Here is a 19,637-nt window from a genome sequence, read left to right on the forward strand (position 1 = left end):
CGTCCACCGCAATCGGGAGGACCGGTCCCTGATCTTTTAGGGGGAGCGTCCGGTCTTGAATACCACCATCATGCTGTTCCTGGTGCAGGACGGCATCACCAATGGCGCGATCTATGCGCTGCTCGGCCTTGCGCTGGTGCTGGTGTTCGCCGTCACCCGGGTCATCCTCATTCCCCAGGGCGAATTCGTCACCTATGGCGCGCTGACCTATGCCTCTCTGGCCGCGGGCCAGATGCCGGGCACGGCAAAGCTGGCGCTTGCCCTCGGTGTCGGCGCCTTCGCCTTCGACCTGTTCGTGGCGCGCAAGGCGCTGCACGGGCGGCTGATCCTGCGCAGCTTCGTCACCAACATCGTGCTGCCGGCCATCGTGCTGGCGCTGACCCTGTACTTCGCCGCGCAGAAGCCGCCGGTTGCCATCTGCATCGCGCTGTCGCTGGTGATCGTGGCGATGATCGGTCTGTATCTCTACCGCATCGCGTTCCAGCCGCTGGCGCACACCTCCGTGCTGGTGCTGCTGATCGCATCGGTGGGCGTCCATCTCGCGCTGCAGGGACTTGGCCTGCTGTTCTTCGGTGCCGAAGGCCAGCGCGGACCGGCCGTGCTGTCCGGCGCCTTTACCGCCGGCGCGCTGCGCTTCACCGGCCAGAGCATCACCGTCTACGCCATCACCATCGCCTTCATCGTCGCCCTCTGGCTGTTCTTCGGGCTGACGCTCTACGGCAAGGCGCTGCGCGCGACCGCCGTAAACCGGTTAGGGGCGCGGCTGGCCGGCATCCGCACCACACTGTCAGGGCAGATCGCCTTCCTGCTGGCGTCCGTGATCGGCGCGCTGTCGGGTATCCTGATCGTGCCGATCACGACGCTCTATTACGACTCGGGCTTCCTGATCGGCCTGAAGGGCTTTGTCGCCGCGATCATCGGCGGCCTCGTCAGCTATCCCCTCACCGCCGTCGCAGCACTGGTCGTCGGCATCGTCGAGGCGTTCTCGTCCTTCTATGCCTCCAACTACAAGGAGGTGATCGTCTTCATGCTGCTGATCCCCGTGCTGCTGCTGCGCTCGCTCGCCGCGCCCGCGGTCGAGGAAGAGAAGGACTGACGCCAAGATGCAGAGCCGGCTTCCCATCCTCGTCTTCGCGCTCGTCATGGCGGCGATCCCGTTCGTCCCGGGCATGCCTCCGTTCTGGATCGTGCTGCTCGACAATATCGGCCTTGCCGCCCTCGTCGCCATGGGCCTCGTGCTGCTCACCGGCGTCGGCGGCCTGACCTCCTTCGGGCAGGCAGCCTTCGTCGGCTTCGGCGCCTATACCACCGCGGTGCTGTCGACGGCCTACGGCCTGTCGCCGTGGCTGACGCTGCCGTTGTCGCTCGTCGTCAGCGGATCGCTGGCGGTGCTGCTCGGCCTGATCACGGTCCGCCTGTCCGGCCACTATCTGCCGCTCGGCACGCTCGCCTGGGGGTTAGGGCTGTTCTACCTCTTCAGCAAGCTGGAATTCTTAGGGAGAAACGACGGCATCTCGGCAATCCCGCCGCTGTCGATCGGCACGTTCAAGATGCTCTCGCCCGGCTCGATCTACTACGCGATCTGGGTCGCCGTGATCCTGTCGGCCCTGCTCACGATGAACCTGCTGGACTCCCGCACGGGCCGCGCCATCCGCGCGCTGCGCCGCGGGCACGTCGCGGCCGAGGCGTTCGGCGTGCACACGCCGCGCGCAAAGCTGCTGGTGTTCATCCATGCCGCCGTGCTCGCCGGCCTCTCCGGCTGGCTCTACGCCCATCTGCAGCGCGCGGTGAACCCGACGCCGTTCGGCGCGCATATGGGCATCGAATATCTCTTCATCGCGGTGGTCGGCGGCGCCGGCTATGTCTGGGGCGGCGTGCTGGGCGCAGCCATCGTCGTGATCCTGAAAGAGGTGCTGCAGAGCTATCTGCCGCTGATCCTGCCCGGCTCCGGCCAGGTCGAGACCATCGTGTTCGGCATCATGCTGGTGGCGCTGCTGCAACTCGCGCCCGGCGGCCTCTGGCCGTGGCTGATGTCGTTCCTGCCGGAGCGCACCGGTGGAAGGAAGCCGGACACCTCGCTGAAGCTGGAGCATCGCCCCCGCGCGCCCGGCGAGGCCAGCATCCTGCTTCAGGTCGACAAGGCACGAAAGCAGTTCGGCGGCGTGGTCGCGGTCAACAACGTCTCTTTCGACGTCCAGGCCCGCGAGATCGTCGCGCTGATCGGCCCGAACGGCGCCGGCAAGAGCACGACGTTCAACCTGATCACCGGTGTGCTGTCGGCGACTTCAGGCTCGATCTCGGTGCTCGGCAAGAAGGTCGACAAAGCGCCGCCGCAGGAGATCGTCAAGCTCGGCATCTCCCGCACCTTCCAGCACGTCAAGCTGGTGCCTGATATGACCGTGCTGGAGAACGTCGCGATCGGCGCGCATCTGCGCGGCCATTCGGGGCCGATCTCCTCGATGCTGCGGCTCGACCGCGCTGACGAGGCCAAGCTGCTCGCGGAAGCCGCGCGCCAGATCGAGCGCGTCGGACTTGCCGAGCAGATGCACCAGCTCGCAGGCAGCCTTTCGCTCGGCCAGCAGCGCATCGTCGAGATCGCCCGCGCGCTCTGCGTCGATCCGATGCTACTGTTGCTCGACGAGCCGGCCGCGGGCCTGCGCCACATGGAAAAGCAGCAGCTGGCGGCGCTGCTGCGCGAGTTGCGCGACGGCGGCATGAGCGTGCTGCTGGTCGAGCACGACATGGGCTTCGTCATGAACCTCGCCGACCGCATCGTGGTGCTCGATTTCGGCACCAAGATCGCGGAGGGCACCCCCGCCACGATCAAGACCAATCCCGAAGTCATCAAGGCCTATCTCGGAGTGGCGGCATGAGCGCGCTGTTGTCCGTCACCGACGCGCATGTCGCCTACGGCAAGGTCGAGGCCGTGCGTTCGGTCTCGCTCGAGGTCGGGGCCAACCAGATTGTCACCATCGTCGGCGCCAACGGCGCCGGCAAGACCACGCTGCTTTCGGCCATCATGGGCATTCTGCCGCTGAAGGGCCGCGTCACCTTCGCCGGCCAGGATCTCGCCCGACTCGACATCGAGGACCGCGTCGCGATGGGCCTCGGCCTCGTTCCCGAGCACCGCGAATTGTTCGTGACCATGAACGTCGAGGACAATCTCGAGCTGGGCGCCTTCCGGATCGAGCGAAGCAAGGCGAAATCCTCGATGGAGCGGGTCTACACGCTGTTCCCGCGGCTGAAGGAGCGTCGCAAGCAGCTCGCCGGCACGCTCTCCGGCGGCGAGCAGCAGATGCTCGCGATGGGCCGCGCGCTGATGGGCGAGCCGAAGCTCCTGATGCTGGATGAGCCGAGCCTCGGCCTCGCCCCGATCATCGTCGCCGACATCTTCCGCATCGTCACCGAGCTGCGCGCCAGCGGCGTCTCCGTGCTACTGGTCGAGCAAAACGCACAGGCCGCGCTGAAGATCGCGGACCAGGCCTATGTGATGGAGCTCGGCGAGTTCGTGCTCAGCGGCAAGGCCAGCGACATCGCGGCGAACGAGCGCGTGGCGGCGAGCTATCTCGGCTTCCAGCACGAAGGTGAGAGTGTGATCTGATTCGCTTACTCTCCCCTCCAGGGGAGGGCAAGCGAGCAAAAGCTTCATTCCCGGGGAAGTCCTGCCTTGCGCAAACCGTCGGCGATCCGTTCTCGCTGCATGAGGCACGTTGGATGATCCGTCGGCGAACTCTGGTGAAATTGAGCCACGCTGAAATTCGGGTCGAGAGCGAGCCCCGCCCGCACCGATGTCCGTGCGTCTTCGATGCGACCGAGATGGGCGAACGCTGCAGCGAGAAAGAAGTGGACGAACGGCGCAATATTCCGATTGGTCTCGATTGACCGCCTGAACCACTGAACGGCAGCTTCGTCGGCCCCGAGATATGATTGCGCGACGCCCGCCGTATTCAACCAGGAGGAGGCCTTCTGATCGCGGGGAGAGAGTCGGAACGCTTCCGCGATGTGACCTTCGGTCTCCTCTGCGCGACCGAGATTACACTTCCCAAGTCCAATCCAGGCATGGGCGGTGGCCAGGTTCCGATCCAGCGTCAACGCTCGCTCGCATTCGGCAATGCCCTCGACGGCCCGTTTTGTGAAAATCTGGACGACACCCATCAGGCAATGGGCCCGCGCGTGACTGGGCGTGCGAGCAATGATCCCGACCAAGAAAGTCTCGACCAACCGCAGAGGTTCTCTGCGGTCGATCAGCATGGACGTTGACCGCATTGTATCGACATCGGCCATGCCAACCATGGCCTCGATATTCCCGGCGTCCAGGCGAAGGGCCTGTTCGAAGAACGGGCGCGCCTGCGACAGGCTTGCCGGGTCCGTTCCGCGATTGAGATAGGCCATGCCCTGAAAATACAGGTCCATCGAATCCGGATGCGGCGCCCGCGCGGCACGCCGTGCCTCCGCCGTGACGAGCTCCGTTCCGAGTTGATTGGCAAGACGGGCGCCAATCTCGTCCTGCATGTCGAAGAGGTCGGCGATCTGCTTGTCGAAACGTTCTGCCCATACATGGTTGCCGGTTTCGGCATCGATGAGCTGGGCGTTGATGCGCATCCTGGTTTCGACCCGCTGCACCGAGCCCTCGAGCACGTAGCGAACGCCGAGTTCGCGCCCGACCTGCTTCAGATCGACATGCCGTCCCCTGTAAGCGAAGGCCGTGTTGCGGCCGATCACGAAGACGCCGGCCAGCCGAGATAGATCGGTCGTCAGGCTCTCGGTCACGCCATCGACGAAATAATCTTGCGCGGGGTCCGGGCTCAGATTGGCAAAGGGCAGAACGACAAGCGACGGCTTACCTGACATGAGCCCGGATGAGCCACTGACGTTGATCGTCGCCGGCGCCTCGCACACCAACGCGATGAAACGAACACCCTTGCGCGGAAACGTCTTGATGAGGCGCTGCTCGTCTCCGGAGTCGCCGATTGCCTTCCGCGCCGCGTTGAGGCACGTGGTCAGGGCGACGTCCGAGATGGCCCGGCCCTGCCAGATGACGTCAACGAGATTTTCCTTGGTGATGACGCGCTCGCGATTGCAGATCAGATAGGCGATGAGATCGAACACCTGCGGCGCGATGGAAACGACCCCCGCCCCGCGGCATAGCTCGCGTCGCTCGGTATCGAGTGAATAATCGTCAAAGATATAGCGCAAGTCACTTCCCCGCACGCGCGGTCGATCGTTGAAATCCGCCGACCGGAGAATAAGCCGCCGCTAAGGAAAAAGTAAGCTGGCGACCAAGCCTGTTGGCCCCCGGGCATGATAAACCAGGGGTAGAACGCGCGCGAAAGCGCTGGGCCGCGCAGGGAGACAGCTCATGATCACGCGCCGCGACATATTGACCGCGTCGGCCGGTCTCGCGATCTGCGCTACATCTGGCGTGCCGCCGATGCTCGCGCAGCCGCTCGCAAGAACCGCGCACATCCTGACGACCACCGCGCCGGGGCTGCTCGACGCGCTGGCGCGGCTCCTGGCTGAACAGATGGGCGACTATGCGTCGACCATCGTGGTCGAGAGCCGGCCCGGAGCAGCAGGGCGTATCGCGGTAGAGGCGGTGAAGAGCGCCAACGCCGACGGATCGGTCATGTTGTTCGGGCCGCTCGGCTTCATGGTATTGTTCCCGCACATCTACAAGACGCTGAGATACCAGCCACGCGATTTCACACCGGTGTCGGCGGTAGCGTCGGCCCCTGCCTTTCTGACCGTAGGACCGAAGGTACCCGCTGAGGTCAGGACGGTTGCCGACTTTGTCGTCTGGTGTCGGGCCAATCCGCAGCTCGCCACCTATGGCACGCCCGGCGTCGGAACCACGCTGCATTTTCTCGGCATGATGCTGGGACGAAGCGCCGGTATCGAATTTCTTCACGTACCCTATCAGGGTGTTGGAGCGATTCACGATCTGACCAAGGGCGTGATCGCGGCCGCCCTGATGCCGATCGGCAGCTCGCTTGGACTGGTTCAATCCGGCGATCTCCGTGCGCTGGCCACAACCGGGCCCCGCCGCTGCCAGTTCGTTCCGGCAGTGCCGACGGTGAGGGAAGCGGGATACCCGGCGCTCGAGGATCTCACATGGCTGGGCTTCTTCGTTCCAGCGAAGACGCCGCCCTCGATCGTCGCCAAGCTCAATGCCGCGATCCAGGCGGCGCAGTCCACCAACGAGGTCAAGGCCGGCATGGAAAAGCTGGCCGTCGATCCGCACGCAATCGCCATGGGAGATTTCGCCCAGTTGATCGCATCCGAATCCCACCGGTGGAAGGCGATCGTGCAGGAAACGGGGTTCGTTCCCACCGACTGAACAGACAGAGGGAAACATATGAGCTGGCCAGCATCCGTGCACGATCTCGTGCAATCCCATCGCATCACCGCGGTGATCTATGCTGCAGCGAAGCTCGATCTCGCCGAGGCTATCGGTGATGACGAGAAGCCGGTGGCCGAACTCGCCCGGCTCGTGTCCGCCGATGAAGGTGCGCTGCGCAGACTGCTTATCGGCATAGCAACGCTTGGGCTCTGCAAGCAGGTTGACGGCGACCGGTTCGCCATGACCGAGCTCGGCCGGCAGCTCGACGCGGCGGCCGAGCCATCCTTCAAGGACTGGGTTCTCTTCGAGGGCGAGATGCTCGCGCAATCCTGGAGCGGACTGGTGGATTCGGTTCGTACCGGAAGAACCGCGACGCAGCTGCGCGGCGACGGTGCAGACCGGTATGCCGCGACAGGCCAGGCGACTGAATGGACGCGCCGGTTCAACGCCGCGATGGTCAATCTCACGCGGACCATGGTTCCAAAGATCGTGGCGGCCCATGATTTTGCGGCCGCACGCGTCGTGATGGATGTCGGCGGCGGCATCGGCGAATTGATCGGCGGCGTGCTCCAGCGCGTCTCGCATCTCGAGGGCATCACCTTCGATCTTGCGCGATGCGAGGCGGACGCGCACGCACATTTCGATCGGCTTGGTCTCGCCTCCCGCTGCAGGTTCGTCGCCGGCAGTTTCTTCGAGAAGATTCCCGGCGGCGTCGACACCATCCTGATGAAGAGCATCCTTCACAATTGGGACGACAACCGCTGCGCCCTCATTCTGCGCAACTGCCGGGACGCGCTGGCGCCCGGCGGAACGCTGATTGTCATCGAGAGGATCTTGCCCGAGCTCGCTACGACGGATCCCGAGCACCGCTCCTGCGTCATGAGCGACCTCAACATGCTGCGCGGCCCCGGCGGACGCGAGCGCACGTACTCCGAGTATCGCAGGCTTGTTATTCCGGCAGGCTTCATTTTCACGGGCATCACCGGCATCGGCCCTTTCAGCCTTGTCGAATTCAAGAGAGCTCGGCGTTGAGGGTTTCTTCTGTCTTTTGGGAGAAGACGAGCGCCAGCGGCGCGTTATGACGCTCCTCTCGCCTTCTCCCCCTTCAGCGCCGCAACCTCCGCCTCGAGCTCTGCGATCTTCGCATCCCTCTCCGCAAGCGCAGCCGCCACATCCGCCGCGTCGAACTTCTGCGGAATGTGCTGCGGGCAGTTGGTGTCCCACGCCGCGATCTTGAACAGGATCACCTGCTCGGGGCGGGCACGATATCCCCTGGGCATCAGCGACGTCGTCAGCGCCTCGTCGTCCTCGACCACGCGCGCCTCGCCCCAGATCTTCACCCGGCGGCGATGGGCGTAGTCCATTACGAAGATATAGGCCCTGGCATTCTCCGAGAGGTTGCCCTGGGTGATGAACTGCTGGTTGCCGGCATAGTCGGCGAAGGCGAGCGTCTGCTTGTCCAGCACCTTGAGAAAACCTTTTGGCCCACCGCGGTGCTGGATGTAGGGCTGGCCGTCCCCCGAAGCGGTCGCGAAATAGAAGCTATTGGCATCACCAAGGAAGGTCGCGAGGTTGTCGTCGACCTCGGTGCGCCAGCCGCGCTGCTCGCTGCGGGCATAGGCCTCGCGCGAGCCCTTGCGCGCCTGAATCGACTTCACCGCCGGCGAGAAGGCGACGTCGCTGGCATAGGTATCGGCTGCTGTCGTCATCGGAACGTCTCCTGAAATTCCGGCGCATTCCTACGTCTTTCACTCCCCAAGATGGGCCTGCCGGATGCTAAAACAATCTCGCCACTTGACACTTCATCGTTGCAGTATATGCAATAATGGCATGGACCGGCTCGAAGCCATGCACGTCTTCGTCACCGTCGCCGATCTGCGCGGCTTTGCGCCGGCGGCGCGCAAGCTGCGCCTGTCACCTTCGGCCGTGACGCGGCTGATCGCGGCGCTGGAAGAGCATCTCGGCGCGCGACTGTTGCAGCGGACCACGCGGCAGGTGACGCTGACCGATGTCGGCACGCGCTATCTGGAGCGCGCGCGGCGAATCCTCGCTGATGTCGAGGAAGCCGACGGCTCGGCGCGGCAGGAGCGCAACCGGCCGAGCGGGCGCCTCGTGGTGTCGGCGCCGGTCGGCTTCGGCCGTCTGCATGTCGGGCCGGTCATGACCGCCTATCTCAAGCGTCATCCCGAGGTCGCCTGCGAATTGCGACTGACGGATCATCTGGTGAACCTCGTCGAGGACGCCGTCGATGCCGCGGTACGAATCGGCCATCTCGCCGATTCCTCGCTGGTCGCGCGCCAGGTCGGCGAGATGCGGCGGATCGTGGTGGCCGCACCCGGCTATCTCAAGCGTCACGGCGAACCCAAGACGCCGGAAGCGTTGCTCGCGCATCAGACCATCGCGTTCGGCGCATCCGCAAGCTGGCGCTTCGTGCAGGACGGCCGCGACGTCGATGTGTCGCCGAGCCCGCGCTTCACCAGCAACAGCGCCGACGCCGCCCTGCAATATGCCGAGGCCGGCGGCGGCGTGACACGCGTGCTGGCCTATCAGGCCGCCGAGGGACTGAAGCGCGGGCGACTGAAAATCGTGCTCGCAGAATATGAGCAGCCGGCGCTGCCGATCCACATTGTCTACCCGACCTCGCGCCTGCTCTCGGCCAAGGTGCGCGCGTTCATCGATCTCGTGGTGGAGACCACGGAGTGGAGGTTTGGGTAACTCGTGTCCCGGACGCGGCGCGAAGCGTTGCATCCGGGGGCACAACAGCGAGGTGTGCCGCACCGCTATCCTCACATCGTCATTGCGGGCGCAGCGAAGCAATCCAGAATCTTTCCGCGAAGGCAGTCTGGATTGCTTCGCGGAGCCTGTCATCGGGCCGCGCTTCGCGCGGACCCGTTGGCTCGCAATGACGGAGCAAGGGGCGACATGGCGGCCTACTCACGTATCTCGGCTCTGCAGCGCACCGCTGAAGAAGCGTTGCACTGCGTCCGGGGCACGAGAGAGCGTCACCCCTTCTTCGGCACCACGCGAAACGTCCCACTCGCGCGCGCGATCACGACGCCATCGGCCCACACCAGGCACTGGGCGAAGCAGATCGTCTTGCCGGTCTTGATCACATCGCTCTCGATCGAACACCACTGGCCGATCTCGGCGGAGCCGACGAAATCGACCGAGAGCGAGACCGTCACGAACGAGGTGGTCCAGTTCGTCGACAGCGCGCAGCTGTAGCCCATGGCATTGTCGGCGAGCGCCGTGATGAGGCCGCCATGGATCAGGCCGCGGCCGTTGGTGTGCGGCCTTGCCAGCCGCAGGCCGATGATCATGGCCTTGTCGGTCGTCTTGGAGTAAAGCGGCTCCCAGGGTTCGGTAAGAGGGCTCTTGCGGAACAGCGGTTCGAAGCCGTCGGGGATGTCGGTGGAGGTCATGGGTGTCTCGCGCCTCGCTGGTGAGTTGCCGGCATTGAACGCGATGTGGATGACGGTTTCACCGCCTACAAAGTTTTAAACGGGATTTGCGCGGGCGTTTGAAACGGGCACTCCCGTCATTGCGAGGAGCTCGCGACAAAATTGCGTAGCAATTTTGCGCTGATGCGACGAAGCAATCCAGAATCTTTCTGCGGAGGCAGTCTGGATTGCTTCGCTACGCTCGCAATGACGGAGTATGTGGCAGCGGCGTGCCCTAAAACGGCAGCCCCACATAATTCTCCGACAGCGACGTCATCGCGGCCTGCGACTGCGTGACATAGTCGAGCTCGGCGAGCTGGATGCGGGCGCCGATGGTGCCGGTGTCGGGGAATTTGTGCAGCATCGAGGTCATCCACCAGGAGAAGCGCACGGCTTTCCAGACCCGTGCCAGCGCCCTGGCGGAATAGGCGTCGACCCCGGCGCTGGATTTTTCGTCGTAGAACTCGCGCAGCGCGCTCGACAAATAATGCGCGTCGCTGGCAGCCAGGTTCAGCCCCTTGGCGCCGGTCGGCGGCACGATGTGCGCGGCATCGCCGCACAGGAACATCCGGCCGAAGCGCATCGGCTCGGCGACGAAGCTGCGTAGCGGTGCGATGCTCTTTTCGATCGAGGGCCCCGTGACGAGACTGTCGGCCGCCTCTTGGTCGAGCCGGCGCTTCAATTCGTCCCAGAAGCGGTCGTCCGGCCATTGGTCGACATGGTCGTCGAGCGCGCACTGCACATAGTAGCGGCTGCGCCTGGTCGAGCGCATTGTGCAGAGCGCAAAGCCGCGCGCGTGGTTGGAATAGATCAACTCGTGGCTGACCGGCGGTGTATCGGACAAAATGCCGAGCCAGCCGAACGGATAGACCCGCTCGAACTCCTCGATCGCTGTGGCCGGAACGCTGGCGCGGCTGACGCCATGGAAGCCATCGCAGCCGGCGATGAAATCGCAATCGAGCGTATGGGTGACGCCGTCCTTGACATAAGTTACGCGCGGGTGACTGCCGTCAAAATCATGCGGCTGCACGTCCTTGGCCTCGTAGACCGAGACAAGACCGGCGGAGTTGCGCGCATTCATCAGGTCGAGCGTGACCTCGGTCTGACCGTAGATCATCACCGTCTTGCCGGTCGCCCCCTTCATGTCGATGCGGTGACGGCGGCCGGAGAAGGCGAGCTCGATGCCGTCATGCACCAAGCCTTCGGCATGGGCCCGCGCGCCGGCGCCGATCTGGTCGAGCAGCGCGACGGTTCCCTCCTCCAGCAGGCCGGCGCGGATGCGGCCGAGCACGTAGTCCGGGCTCTGCCGCTCCAGGATGACATTGTCGATGCCGTATGCGTGCAGCAGTTGCCCAAGCAACAATCCGGCCGGCCCGGCCCCGATGATTGCGACTTTTGTCCGCAATACTTGCTCCTCCCGATCCTGTAGGCTTTCGTCGCGGCCCGCTTGTCGCGCCGGCCCGCAGACGATAATTATATCATATAACGGTTGGGCAAAAGGGGAGCGGTCGTCGTCCGAGCAGCGACAAATCCATGCAACATGGCTGACGTAGATGACGCGACAAGACGCGCGCCAGTTCTGGCTTGAACACGCCGGCCAATTAGATAACATGTTAATTAACGAGACCGGGCCATCGAAGCCCGCCGTCGAAAACAGGGAGAGACGCGTGATGAGGAAAGCCTGTCTGGCGTTGCTGCTGGCAGCAAGCGTGACGCCTGCGTTCGCGCAGGACAAGACCGTCGATCTGAAGGTCTCGCACTGGGTGCCGGCTTCACACCCGTTGCAAAAGTCGCTGGAAGACTGGGTGGCCGCGGTGAACAAGGATTCCGGCGGCACCATCACGGGTAAGGTGTTTCCGGCCCAGCAGCTCGGCAAGGCCTTCGACCATTACGACATGGCGCGCGACGGCATCGCCGACGTCACCTACGTCAATCCCGGCTACCAGCCCGGCCGTTTCCCGATCATCGGCGCCGGCGAGCTGCCGTTCCTGATCTCGGACGCCAAGGGCGGCTCGATGGGGCTCGACGCCTGGTACCGCAAATATGCCGAGAAGGAGATGAAGGACGTCAAATACTGCCTCGCCTTCGTCCACTCGCCCTCCTCCTTCCACTCCCGCACCAAGAAGATCGTGGTGCCCGAGGACGTGAAGGGCCTGAAGATCCGTCCCGCCCACGCCACCATGGCGAACTTCGTCACCTCGCTCGGCGGTACCAACGTGCAGTCCTCCGCGCCCGAAGTCCGCGACATCATCGAGCGCGGCGTGGCCGACGGCGTCACCTTCCCCTGGGGCTCCCTGGTGCTGTTCGGCATCGACAAGGTGACCAAGTACGACATGGAGGCGCCGCTCTACACCACGACCTTCGTGTTCGTGATCAACAAGGACAAGTACAACGCGATGTCCGACAAGCAGAAGGCCGCGATCGACAAGAACTGCACGGTCGAGATGGCGGGCGTCGTCGGCGAGCACTGGGGCAAGTTCGAGGACGCCGGCATCGACAAGGTGAAGGCGGAATCCAATCACGAGGTCTACAAGCTGACGGCCGAGCAGACCGCCGCCTGGAAGAAGGCCGCCGAGCCGCTGGTCAAGACCTGGTCCGACGGCGCCAAGAAAGCCGGCGCCGATCCCGACGCCGCGCTCGCGGATTTGAAGGCGTCGCTGAAGAAATACAACGCGCTGGCGGAGTAGCCCTTCGTTGGAATGGATGTGGCGGCGGGAGACGTCTCGCCGCCATTCTTCTGCAAGTGCGCCGTTAGGAGCGCACGACGCTTCCTCCCCCTCTCCCCGCTTGCGGGGAGAGGGTTGGGGTGAGGGGGAGTCTCCGCGGGGACGGTGACAGTCGGACTCGCGGAGAGTCCCCCTCACCCGGAATCCGCGCTTACGCGCGCATTCCGGCCTCTCCCCGCAGGCGGGGAGAGGCGAAGGACCGACGCAGGATCGAGAGCGAGAATGACATCACAGGACGAGACACTTCCCACAAAGCGCGGCTGGATGGACCGCTTCATCGATGCGATCGAATGGATCGCGGCCGGCTTCGTCGGCATCGTCGCGCTCGACATTTTCCTGTCGGTGCTGCTCCGCAACACGCTGAACTATTCGATCCCCGACAGTTTCGACATCGGCCGCATGCTGCTCGGCATCCTGATTTTCTGGGGCATCGCGGCGACCTCCTATCGCGGCACCCACATCACGGTCGACCTCGTCTGGGGCAATGTCGGACCGCGCTACCAGCGCTGGATCGACGTGTTCGCAACTTTGGTGCTGCTGTTCGTCGTCACCGTGCAGACCTGGACGCTGTTCGACAAGGTGCGCGGCACCTACAACGACAACGTCCAGACCTTCGACATGCACATGCCGACCTGGCCGTTCTTCGCGATCGCCTGGATCGGCGACGTCTCGGCCGTGCTGCTGATCGCGATCCGCACCTACCGGCTGATCTTCCATCCCGAAGAGATGCATGACCCCAAGCTGAAGGCGACCGAGTAATCATGAGCACCGATGCCGTCGCCGTACTCGGCTTTGTTTCCCTCTTCGTCCTGATGCTGCTGCGCGTCCCCGTCGGCATGGCCATGGGCCTCGTCGGCGTCTCCGGCTTCGCCTATCTCGTCAATGGGACGGCGGCGCTGAAGCTGGTCGGGCAGACCTCGATGCGCACGGTCACCGACTACACGTTCGGCGTCATCCCGATGTTCCTGCTGATGGGCGCCTTCGTCAGCAATAGCGGCATGAGCCGCGAGCTGTTCCGCGCCGCCAACGGCTTTGTCGGCCATCTGCGCGGCGGGCTCGGCATCGCCACCGTCGGCGCCTGCGGCGGCTTTGCCGCGATCTGCGGCTCCTCGGTCGCGACCGCCGCGACCTTCTCCGCCGTCGCCTATCCCGAGATGCGCCGCTTCGGCTATCCGCAATCCTTTGCCACCGGCGTGATCGCCGCCGGCGGCACGCTCGGCGCCATGCTGCCGCCCTCCACCGTGCTCGCGGTCTATGGCATCATCACCGAGCAGGACATCGGAAAACTCTTCATCGCCGGCATCATTCCGGGCCTTTTGGCGATGACCATGTACATGATCACGATCGGCCTGATCGGCTATTTCCGCCCCGATTTCCTGCCCAAGGGCAAGGTGCTGCCGTGGCGCGAGCGCATTGCCGGGCTGAAGGACATCTGGGCGCCGGTGCTGCTGTTCGTCTTCGTCATCGGCGGGCTCTACGGCCTGCCCTTCCTGCCGCGCTTCACGCCGACGGAAGCCGGCGGCGTCGGCGCCACCGGCGCCTTCATCATCGGCGTGCTGACGGGCCGGCTCGACCGCGAGAAGGTGCTGGCCTCGCTGCTTCAGGCAACGCGCACGGCGGCCGCGGTGTTCACCGTGCTGATCGGCGCCCTGATCTTCGGCTATTTCCTGACGGTGACGCAGACGCCGCAGAAGGTCACGGAACTCCTGACCGGGCTCGGCCTCGGTCCCTATGGCGTGCTGGCGCTGATCATGGTGATGTATCTCGTGCTCGGCTGCCTGATGGACGCCATGGCGATGATCATCCTGACCGTGCCGATCATCTTCCCCGTGATCATGCATCTCGGCTTCGACCCGATCTGGTTCGGCGTCATCATCGTGATGACCGTCGAGCTCGGCCTGATCCATCCGCCGGTCGGCATGAACGTCTTCGTCATCAAGAGCGTGGTGAAGGACGTCTCCTTCTCCACCATCTTCAAGGGCGTCATTCCGTTCGTGGCGACCGATCTCGTGCGGCTCTTGATCCTGATCGCCTTCCCGCTGCTGGCGACCTGGCTGCCGACGCGGATGATGGCGCACTAGCCGTGATACGATTGAATGCTGCGCGGTGCGGTCGCTTCCCCTCTCCCCTTGTGGGAGAGGGTGGCTCGCCGCGATAGCGGCGAGCCGGGTGAGGGGTCTCTCTCCACGAGCTTGCTGGTGGAGAGAGACCCCTCATCCGGCGCTTCGCGCCACCTTCTCCCACAAGGGGAGAAGGAAGGGCAGCGGCGCACTGCGATACATTAGAGGTGACTGATGACCCCCACGCTCGAAACCAAATACGTCTTCACCATCACCGCTCATATCGGCGACGTCGTTACCGCCGGCGAGACCGGGATTGGCGTCCGCCGCATCATTCCGATCATCGGCGGCGAGGTGACGGGCGCGGTCACCGGCAAGGTGCTTCCCTTCGGCGCCGATTTCCAGACCATCCGCCCCAACGAGCTGATCGATCTCGAAGCCAGATACGCCTTCGAGACCGACGATGGCGCGACCGTCTATGTGGAGAACAAGGGCATGCGCTTCGGCCCGGTCGAGCTGCTGCAGAAGCTCAAGCGCGGCGAGGCTGTCGATCCGAAGCTGATCTATTTCCGCACCGTGCCGAAATTCGAGACCGGGCATGAAAAGTATCGCTGGCTGATGGACCACATCTTCGTGGGGTCAGCCGCGAGGCATGCGGACCGCGTGGTGATCGACGTGCACCAGGTGATGTGAGGATTCTGTCTTTGCCCGGGGACGGACCTGGTTCAGGATGTGATCTGCACAAAGTTGTGTAGACCACGGGAGTCCCACCATGTCTCTTATGGCTTCCAGCGAACCAAGCTCCCAACATGCCTTCGATTCCGCCGAAATGGGCGCCATCGCTCATCTCTACCGCGGCGAGGTCTATCGCTCGACGATCTGGCGAACGCGGCTCGACAACACGACCAATTGGTCGATCGTCACGATGGGCATCGCGCTGTCGACGACCTTTTCGAGCCCGGAGGCTTCGCCTCTGCCACTCGTACTTGTCGGACTGCTCCTTGCCGTTTTCCTCGGGATGGAAGCGCGGCGTTATCGCTATTTCAATGTCTGGCGTGCCCGGGCTCGTTGGCTGGAGAAGAATTTCTATGCGCCAATTTTCACCGGTGAAGCGCACGACGACAGTTGGAAGGCTATCCTGGCGCGCGACTACACGGCACCCCGCCACCACATCTCGCTTGTCCGCGCTGCGGGACGGCGGTTGCGTCGGAACTACGTTTGGATCCTCGCCATCCAGGCGACCGCCTATTACGGCAAGATTGCAATCCATCCTACGCCCGCGGTCACCTTGACGGAACTTATCGATCGCGCTGCGGTCGGACCGATTCCCGGCTGGGTCATCCTGATCATGGGCTTTGCCTACAATTTCGGGTGGCTGGCGTTCGCGCTCGGCACGATGTGGCTCGACCGACGCGAGCACGGAGCCAAGGACGACCAGGTCGCGATGGGCTGATGACAGCGAGCGGTTACTCCCGTTCCTCGGGGAGCCGAGGCGAGCGCAGCCGCCCTGCCGCCTGGGAGGGCTCCCCGCCTTGACTCCCGCCAAAATCGTTATACAACATAACTATTCTGACAAGGACGCAAATGACACAGGGAAACGCCGAGACCCCCAACGCGGGCGCCTCCGGGCTTTTGAGGATCGAGCGGGCGGACCGGGTTCTGACCGTGGGTCTTAACCGGCCGGCCAAGCGCAATGCGCTCAATGACGGCATCATCCTGGAAATCGGCGAGTGTTTTGCATCCCTGCCCGAGGACATCGGCGCGGTCGTCATCCACGGGATCGGCGACCATTTCTCCAGTGGTCTCGACCTGTCGGAATTGACCGAACATGACGCGACCGGCGGCCTTCTCCATTCCCAGATGTGGCACCGGGTGTTCGACCGCATCCAGTACAGCCGCGTGCCCGTCATCGCTGCGCTCAAGGGCGCCGTGATCGGCGGCGGCCTCGAACTTGCCTGCGCTGCGCATATTCGCGTCGCCGAGCCCTCGACCTATTTCGCGCTCCCGGAGGGCCAGCGCGGCATCTTCGTCGGCGGCGGCGGCTCGGTGCGGCTGCCGCGGCTGATCGGCGTCGCCAGGATGATGGACATGATGCTGACCGGCCGCGTCTATAGCGCGACCGAAGGCGCCTCCTACGGCTTTGCGCAATATGTGACGGAAGCCGGCAACGGCCTCGGCAAGGCGCTGGAGCTCGCCACCAAGGTCGCCGCCAACGCGCCGCTGACGAATTTCGCCGTGCTTCAGGCGCTGCCGATGATCGCGGAGGCCAATCCGCAGACCGGCCTGCTGATGGAATCGCTGATGGCGACGGTCGCGCAGAGCGACAAGGAAGCCAAGCGCAGGATCCGCGAATTCCTCGAACACAAGACCGCAAAGGTGAAGCCGAAGTCATGAGCGCGCAGCCGTCCTCTTCCAGCATGGAACGCGGCGCGAGCACTTTCCCGCTGCGGCCCATCTCGTTCGGCGATCCCGTCGTCGACATCGAACGCCGCGACGATGGCACGATCTACCTGCGGCCAAAGCAGCCGCTCGGCGACTATCCCGTCCGCATCACCGACCGCCTGCATCATTGGGCGAACACGACGCCCGACCGCGTCTTCATGGCCGAGCGCGAGGGCGGCCGCGGCTGGCGCAAGATCACCTACGCCGAGCTTCTCACCGCGAGCCGGCACATTGCTTCAAGCCTGATTGCGCGCGGCCTGTCGGCAGAGCGGCCGGTCGTCATCCTCTCCGGCAATTCGATCGACCACGCCTTGCTCGCCTTCGGCGCGTACTATGCCGGCATCCCGTTCTGCCCGGTGTCGCCGGCCTATTCACTGGTGTCGAAGGATTACGGCAAGCTCTCTTACCTGATGAAGCTGCTGACGCCCGGCCTCGTCTTCGCGGAGGATGGCGACAGGTTCGCCGATGCACTGGCCGCCAACGTCTCGCTCGGCACCGAGATCGCCGCGTCCTATGGCCAGGTGCCGGGCCGCGACGTCACCTTGCTCGCCGACCTCATGGCGACACCGATCCGGGGCGACCTCGACGCGGTGCACGAACAGATCGGCCCCGACACCATCGCAAAATTTCTGCTGACCTCGGGCTCGACCGGCAATCCCAAGGCCGTCATCAACACCCAGCGCATGATCTGCGCCAACCAGGTGATGCTGCGCGAGACGCTTGCCTTCCTCAAGGACGAGCCGCCTGTGATCATCGACTGGCTGCCCTGGAATCACACCTTTGGCGGCAACCACAATATCGGGCTGACGCTCTACAATGGCGGCTCGATGTATCTGGACGCCGGCAAGCCGATGCCCGGCGGCATCGAGGAGACCGTGCGCAATCTCCAGGAGATTTCGCCGACGGTCTATTTCAACGTGCCCAAGGGCTACGAATCGCTGCTGCCCTATCTGCGCGACGACCAGGGCCTGCGCGCAAAGTTCTTCGACCGGCTGCATGCGATGTTCTTCTCGGGTGCGGCGCTGTCGCCGTTCGTCTGGGACAGCCTCGACGAGCTCGCAGTAAAGGAAAAGGGCTATCGGGTGCCGATGCTGACCGGTCTCGGCGCGACCGAGACCGCGCCGTTCTTCATGTCGGTCAATCCGCGCACCAGTCGCTCGGGCCATGTCGGCCTGCCCGTTTCGGGCAATGACGCAAAACTGGTGCCGAACAACGGCAAGATGGAGGTGCGCGCCAAAGGCCCAAACGTGATGCCCGGCTACTGGCGCCAGGCGGACATCACCGCAAAATCCTTCGACGAGGAGGGTTTTTACAAGATGGGCGACGCGCTCAAGCCGGCCGACCCCGACGATCTGAACGCCGGCTTCGATTTCGACGGCCGCGTCAGCGAGGATTTCAAGCTCGCCAGCGGCACCTGGGTCAGCGTCGGCCCCTTGCGCGCGCGCTTCGTTGCGGCCTGCGCACCGCTGGTGCGCGACGTCGTCATCGCCGGCATCAACCGCGACGAGATCTCCGCGATCGTGCTGCTCGATCTCGACGGCTGCCGGCTGATCAACCCGACACTGCCGGCCGACAACCTCACCGTCACCGCCCGCGACCGACTGGTGCGCGAGGCGTTCCGTGAGCGGCTGACGGGCTTCCTCAGCCAAGCCACCGGTTCCTCGACGCGGGTCACGCGCGCGATCCTGCTGGATACGCCGCTCTCGATCGACAAGGGCGAAGTCACCGACAAGGGCTCGATCAATCAGCGCGCGGTGCTCGAGCATCGCGGCGAGCTGATCGAAGAGCTCTACGCTGCCAATCCATCGGACCGTGTGATATCGGTCGCGTAAGAAACCATCGCTACAGGAGAACGCCATGTTGTTGAAGGATCAGGCAGCCATCGTCACCGGCGGTGCATCGGGGCTCGGCGCGGCAACCGCGCGAAAGCTGGCGGCGCAGGGCGCAAAAGTCGCGGTGTGCGACCTCAATGCCAAGCTTGCGGAAACCGTTGCGGCCGAGATCAAGGGCGTTGCCGTGACCTGCGACGTGTCCGATGCCGCCTCGGCTGAGGCCGCGATTGCACAGGCGACCAAGGCTGTTGGCGCGCCGCGCGTGCTGGTCAATTGTGCCGGCATCGGCGTTGCCAAGCGCGTCGTCGGCCGCGACGGCCCGATGGCGCTCGCCGATTTCGACAAGGTGATCAAGGTCAACCTGATCGGCACCTTCAACATGCTGCGCCTCGCCGCCGCCGAGATGTCCAAGCTCGAGCCGCAGGCGACCGGCGAGCGCGGCGTCATCATCAACACCGCCTCCGTTGCCGCCTATGACGGCCAGATCGGGCAGTCGGCCTATTCGGCCTCGAAGGGCGGCATCGTCGGCATGACCTTGCCGATCGCACGCGAGCTGGCGCAGTTCGGCGTCCGCGTGCTGACGATCGCGCCCGGCCTGTTCCTGACGCCGCTGCTCGCCAACCTGCCGCAGGAAGCCCAGGACTCGCTCGCCGCCGCGATCCCCTTCCCACGCCGGCTCGGCAACGCCGACGAATTCGCCGCGCTCGCGCTGCACATGGTCGAGAATCCGTACCTGAACGGCGAAGTGGTGCGCCTTGACGGCTCGCTGCGCATGGCGCCGAAGTAAGATCAGCAGA

Annotated in this window: 18 protein-coding genes; 14 read left to right on the plus strand and 4 right to left on the minus strand. The window is 64.4% G+C overall.

Going from position 1 to position 19,637, the window contains the following annotated elements; genetic code table 11:
• Window positions 1-55: 55 nt before the first annotated feature.
• From NLM27_RS29345 to NLM27_RS29355, 3 genes are read left to right on the plus strand one after another with little or no spacing between them, the layout of a single operon-like run.
• A complete protein-coding gene (locus tag NLM27_RS29345; RefSeq protein WP_254146588.1) occupies window positions 56-1,096 on the plus strand; it encodes a branched-chain amino acid ABC transporter permease in 1,041 nt (346 codons plus the stop codon).
• A gap of 7 nt (window positions 1,097-1,103) precedes the next feature.
• On the plus strand, window positions 1,104-2,873 hold the full coding sequence (locus tag NLM27_RS29350) for an ATP-binding cassette domain-containing protein (RefSeq protein WP_254146589.1): 1,770 nt from the start codon (window positions 1,104-1,106) through the stop codon (window positions 2,871-2,873).
• Window positions 2,870-3,601: an ABC transporter ATP-binding protein gene (locus NLM27_RS29355; protein ID WP_254146590.1), complete on the plus strand. Its 732-nt coding sequence runs from the start codon at window positions 2,870-2,872 to the stop codon at window positions 3,599-3,601. Before NLM27_RS29350 ends, NLM27_RS29355 begins: the two co-directional genes overlap by 4 nt.
• A gap of 44 nt (window positions 3,602-3,645) precedes the next feature.
• Here the strand turns inward: NLM27_RS29355 and NLM27_RS29360 are convergent, their stop codons facing one another.
• The gene (locus tag NLM27_RS29360) at window positions 3,646-5,211 is read right to left on the minus strand and encodes a winged helix-turn-helix domain-containing protein (RefSeq protein ID WP_309144770.1); all 1,566 of its coding nucleotides are present in this window, start codon (window positions 5,209-5,211) and stop codon (window positions 3,646-3,648) included.
• A 148-nt stretch (window positions 5,212-5,359) separates the two neighbouring features.
• Between NLM27_RS29360 and NLM27_RS29365 the strand changes: the two genes are divergently transcribed.
• Together NLM27_RS29365 and NLM27_RS29370 are read left to right on the plus strand one after the other, a co-directional pair.
• Window positions 5,360-6,337, plus strand: a complete 978-nt coding sequence (locus tag NLM27_RS29365; RefSeq protein ID WP_254146592.1) for a tripartite tricarboxylate transporter substrate binding protein — start codon at window positions 5,360-5,362, stop codon at window positions 6,335-6,337.
• Window positions 6,338-6,355: 18 nt separating this feature from the next.
• Window positions 6,356-7,372, plus strand: coding sequence for a methyltransferase (locus NLM27_RS29370; protein ID WP_254146593.1), 1,017 nt, complete (start codon window positions 6,356-6,358; stop codon window positions 7,370-7,372).
• A gap of 44 nt (window positions 7,373-7,416) precedes the next feature.
• On the opposite strand, the gene NLM27_RS29375 is transcribed toward NLM27_RS29370, so the two are convergent.
• Window positions 7,417-8,049: a pyridoxamine 5'-phosphate oxidase family protein gene (locus tag NLM27_RS29375; RefSeq protein WP_254146594.1), complete on the minus strand. Its 633-nt coding sequence runs from the start codon at window positions 8,047-8,049 to the stop codon at window positions 7,417-7,419.
• Between the two features lie 121 nt (window positions 8,050-8,170).
• Between NLM27_RS29375 and NLM27_RS29380 the strand changes: the two genes are divergently transcribed.
• The gene (locus tag NLM27_RS29380) at window positions 8,171-9,055 is read left to right on the plus strand and encodes a LysR family transcriptional regulator (protein WP_254146595.1); all 885 of its coding nucleotides are present in this window, start codon (window positions 8,171-8,173) and stop codon (window positions 9,053-9,055) included.
• A gap of 287 nt (window positions 9,056-9,342) precedes the next feature.
• Here NLM27_RS29380 and NLM27_RS29385 read toward each other — a convergent pair whose 3' ends face one another.
• A complete protein-coding gene (locus NLM27_RS29385; protein WP_254146596.1) occupies window positions 9,343-9,762 on the minus strand; it encodes a PaaI family thioesterase in 420 nt (139 codons plus the stop codon).
• 253 nt (window positions 9,763-10,015) lie between these two features.
• Window positions 10,016-11,185, minus strand: a complete 1,170-nt coding sequence (gene pobA, locus NLM27_RS29390) for a 4-hydroxybenzoate 3-monooxygenase (RefSeq protein ID WP_254146597.1) — start codon at window positions 11,183-11,185, stop codon at window positions 10,016-10,018.
• Between the two features lie 265 nt (window positions 11,186-11,450).
• Between pobA and NLM27_RS29395 the strand changes: the two genes are divergently transcribed.
• The 8 genes from NLM27_RS29395 to NLM27_RS29430 all read left to right on the plus strand — a co-directional run bounded on the left by NLM27_RS29395 (window position 11,451) and on the right by NLM27_RS29430 (window position 19,627).
• The gene (locus NLM27_RS29395) at window positions 11,451-12,467 is read left to right on the plus strand and encodes a TRAP transporter substrate-binding protein (RefSeq protein ID WP_254146598.1); all 1,017 of its coding nucleotides are present in this window, start codon (window positions 11,451-11,453) and stop codon (window positions 12,465-12,467) included.
• Window positions 12,468-12,728: 261 nt separating this feature from the next.
• The gene (locus NLM27_RS29400) at window positions 12,729-13,265 is read left to right on the plus strand and encodes a TRAP transporter small permease (protein WP_254146599.1); all 537 of its coding nucleotides are present in this window, start codon (window positions 12,729-12,731) and stop codon (window positions 13,263-13,265) included.
• A gap of 2 nt (window positions 13,266-13,267) precedes the next feature.
• Entirely contained in the window at window positions 13,268-14,587 is a 1,320-nt protein-coding gene (locus tag NLM27_RS29405; protein WP_254146600.1) for a TRAP transporter large permease, read from the plus strand.
• 213 nt (window positions 14,588-14,800) lie between these two features.
• A complete protein-coding gene (locus tag NLM27_RS29410; protein ID WP_254146601.1) occupies window positions 14,801-15,259 on the plus strand; it encodes a DUF3237 domain-containing protein in 459 nt (152 codons plus the stop codon).
• Between the two features lie 79 nt (window positions 15,260-15,338).
• On the plus strand, window positions 15,339-16,019 hold the full coding sequence (locus NLM27_RS29415; RefSeq protein ID WP_254146602.1) for a DUF2270 domain-containing protein: 681 nt from the start codon (window positions 15,339-15,341) through the stop codon (window positions 16,017-16,019).
• A gap of 131 nt (window positions 16,020-16,150) precedes the next feature.
• Window positions 16,151-16,960 (plus strand): crotonase/enoyl-CoA hydratase family protein, encoded by an 810-nt coding sequence (locus NLM27_RS29420; protein WP_254146603.1) that lies wholly within the window; start codon window positions 16,151-16,153, stop codon window positions 16,958-16,960.
• A complete protein-coding gene (locus NLM27_RS29425) occupies window positions 16,957-18,840 on the plus strand; it encodes a feruloyl-CoA synthase (RefSeq protein WP_254146604.1) in 1,884 nt (627 codons plus the stop codon). The genes NLM27_RS29420 and NLM27_RS29425 overlap by 4 nt, the downstream gene beginning before the upstream one ends.
• A gap of 25 nt (window positions 18,841-18,865) precedes the next feature.
• Window positions 18,866-19,627, plus strand: coding sequence for an SDR family NAD(P)-dependent oxidoreductase (locus NLM27_RS29430; protein WP_254146605.1), 762 nt, complete (start codon window positions 18,866-18,868; stop codon window positions 19,625-19,627).
• Window positions 19,628-19,637 lie beyond the last annotated feature (10 nt).

It is taken from the genome of Bradyrhizobium sp. CCGB12, assembly GCF_024199845.1.
GTDB lineage: Bacteria > Pseudomonadota > Alphaproteobacteria > Rhizobiales > Xanthobacteraceae > Bradyrhizobium.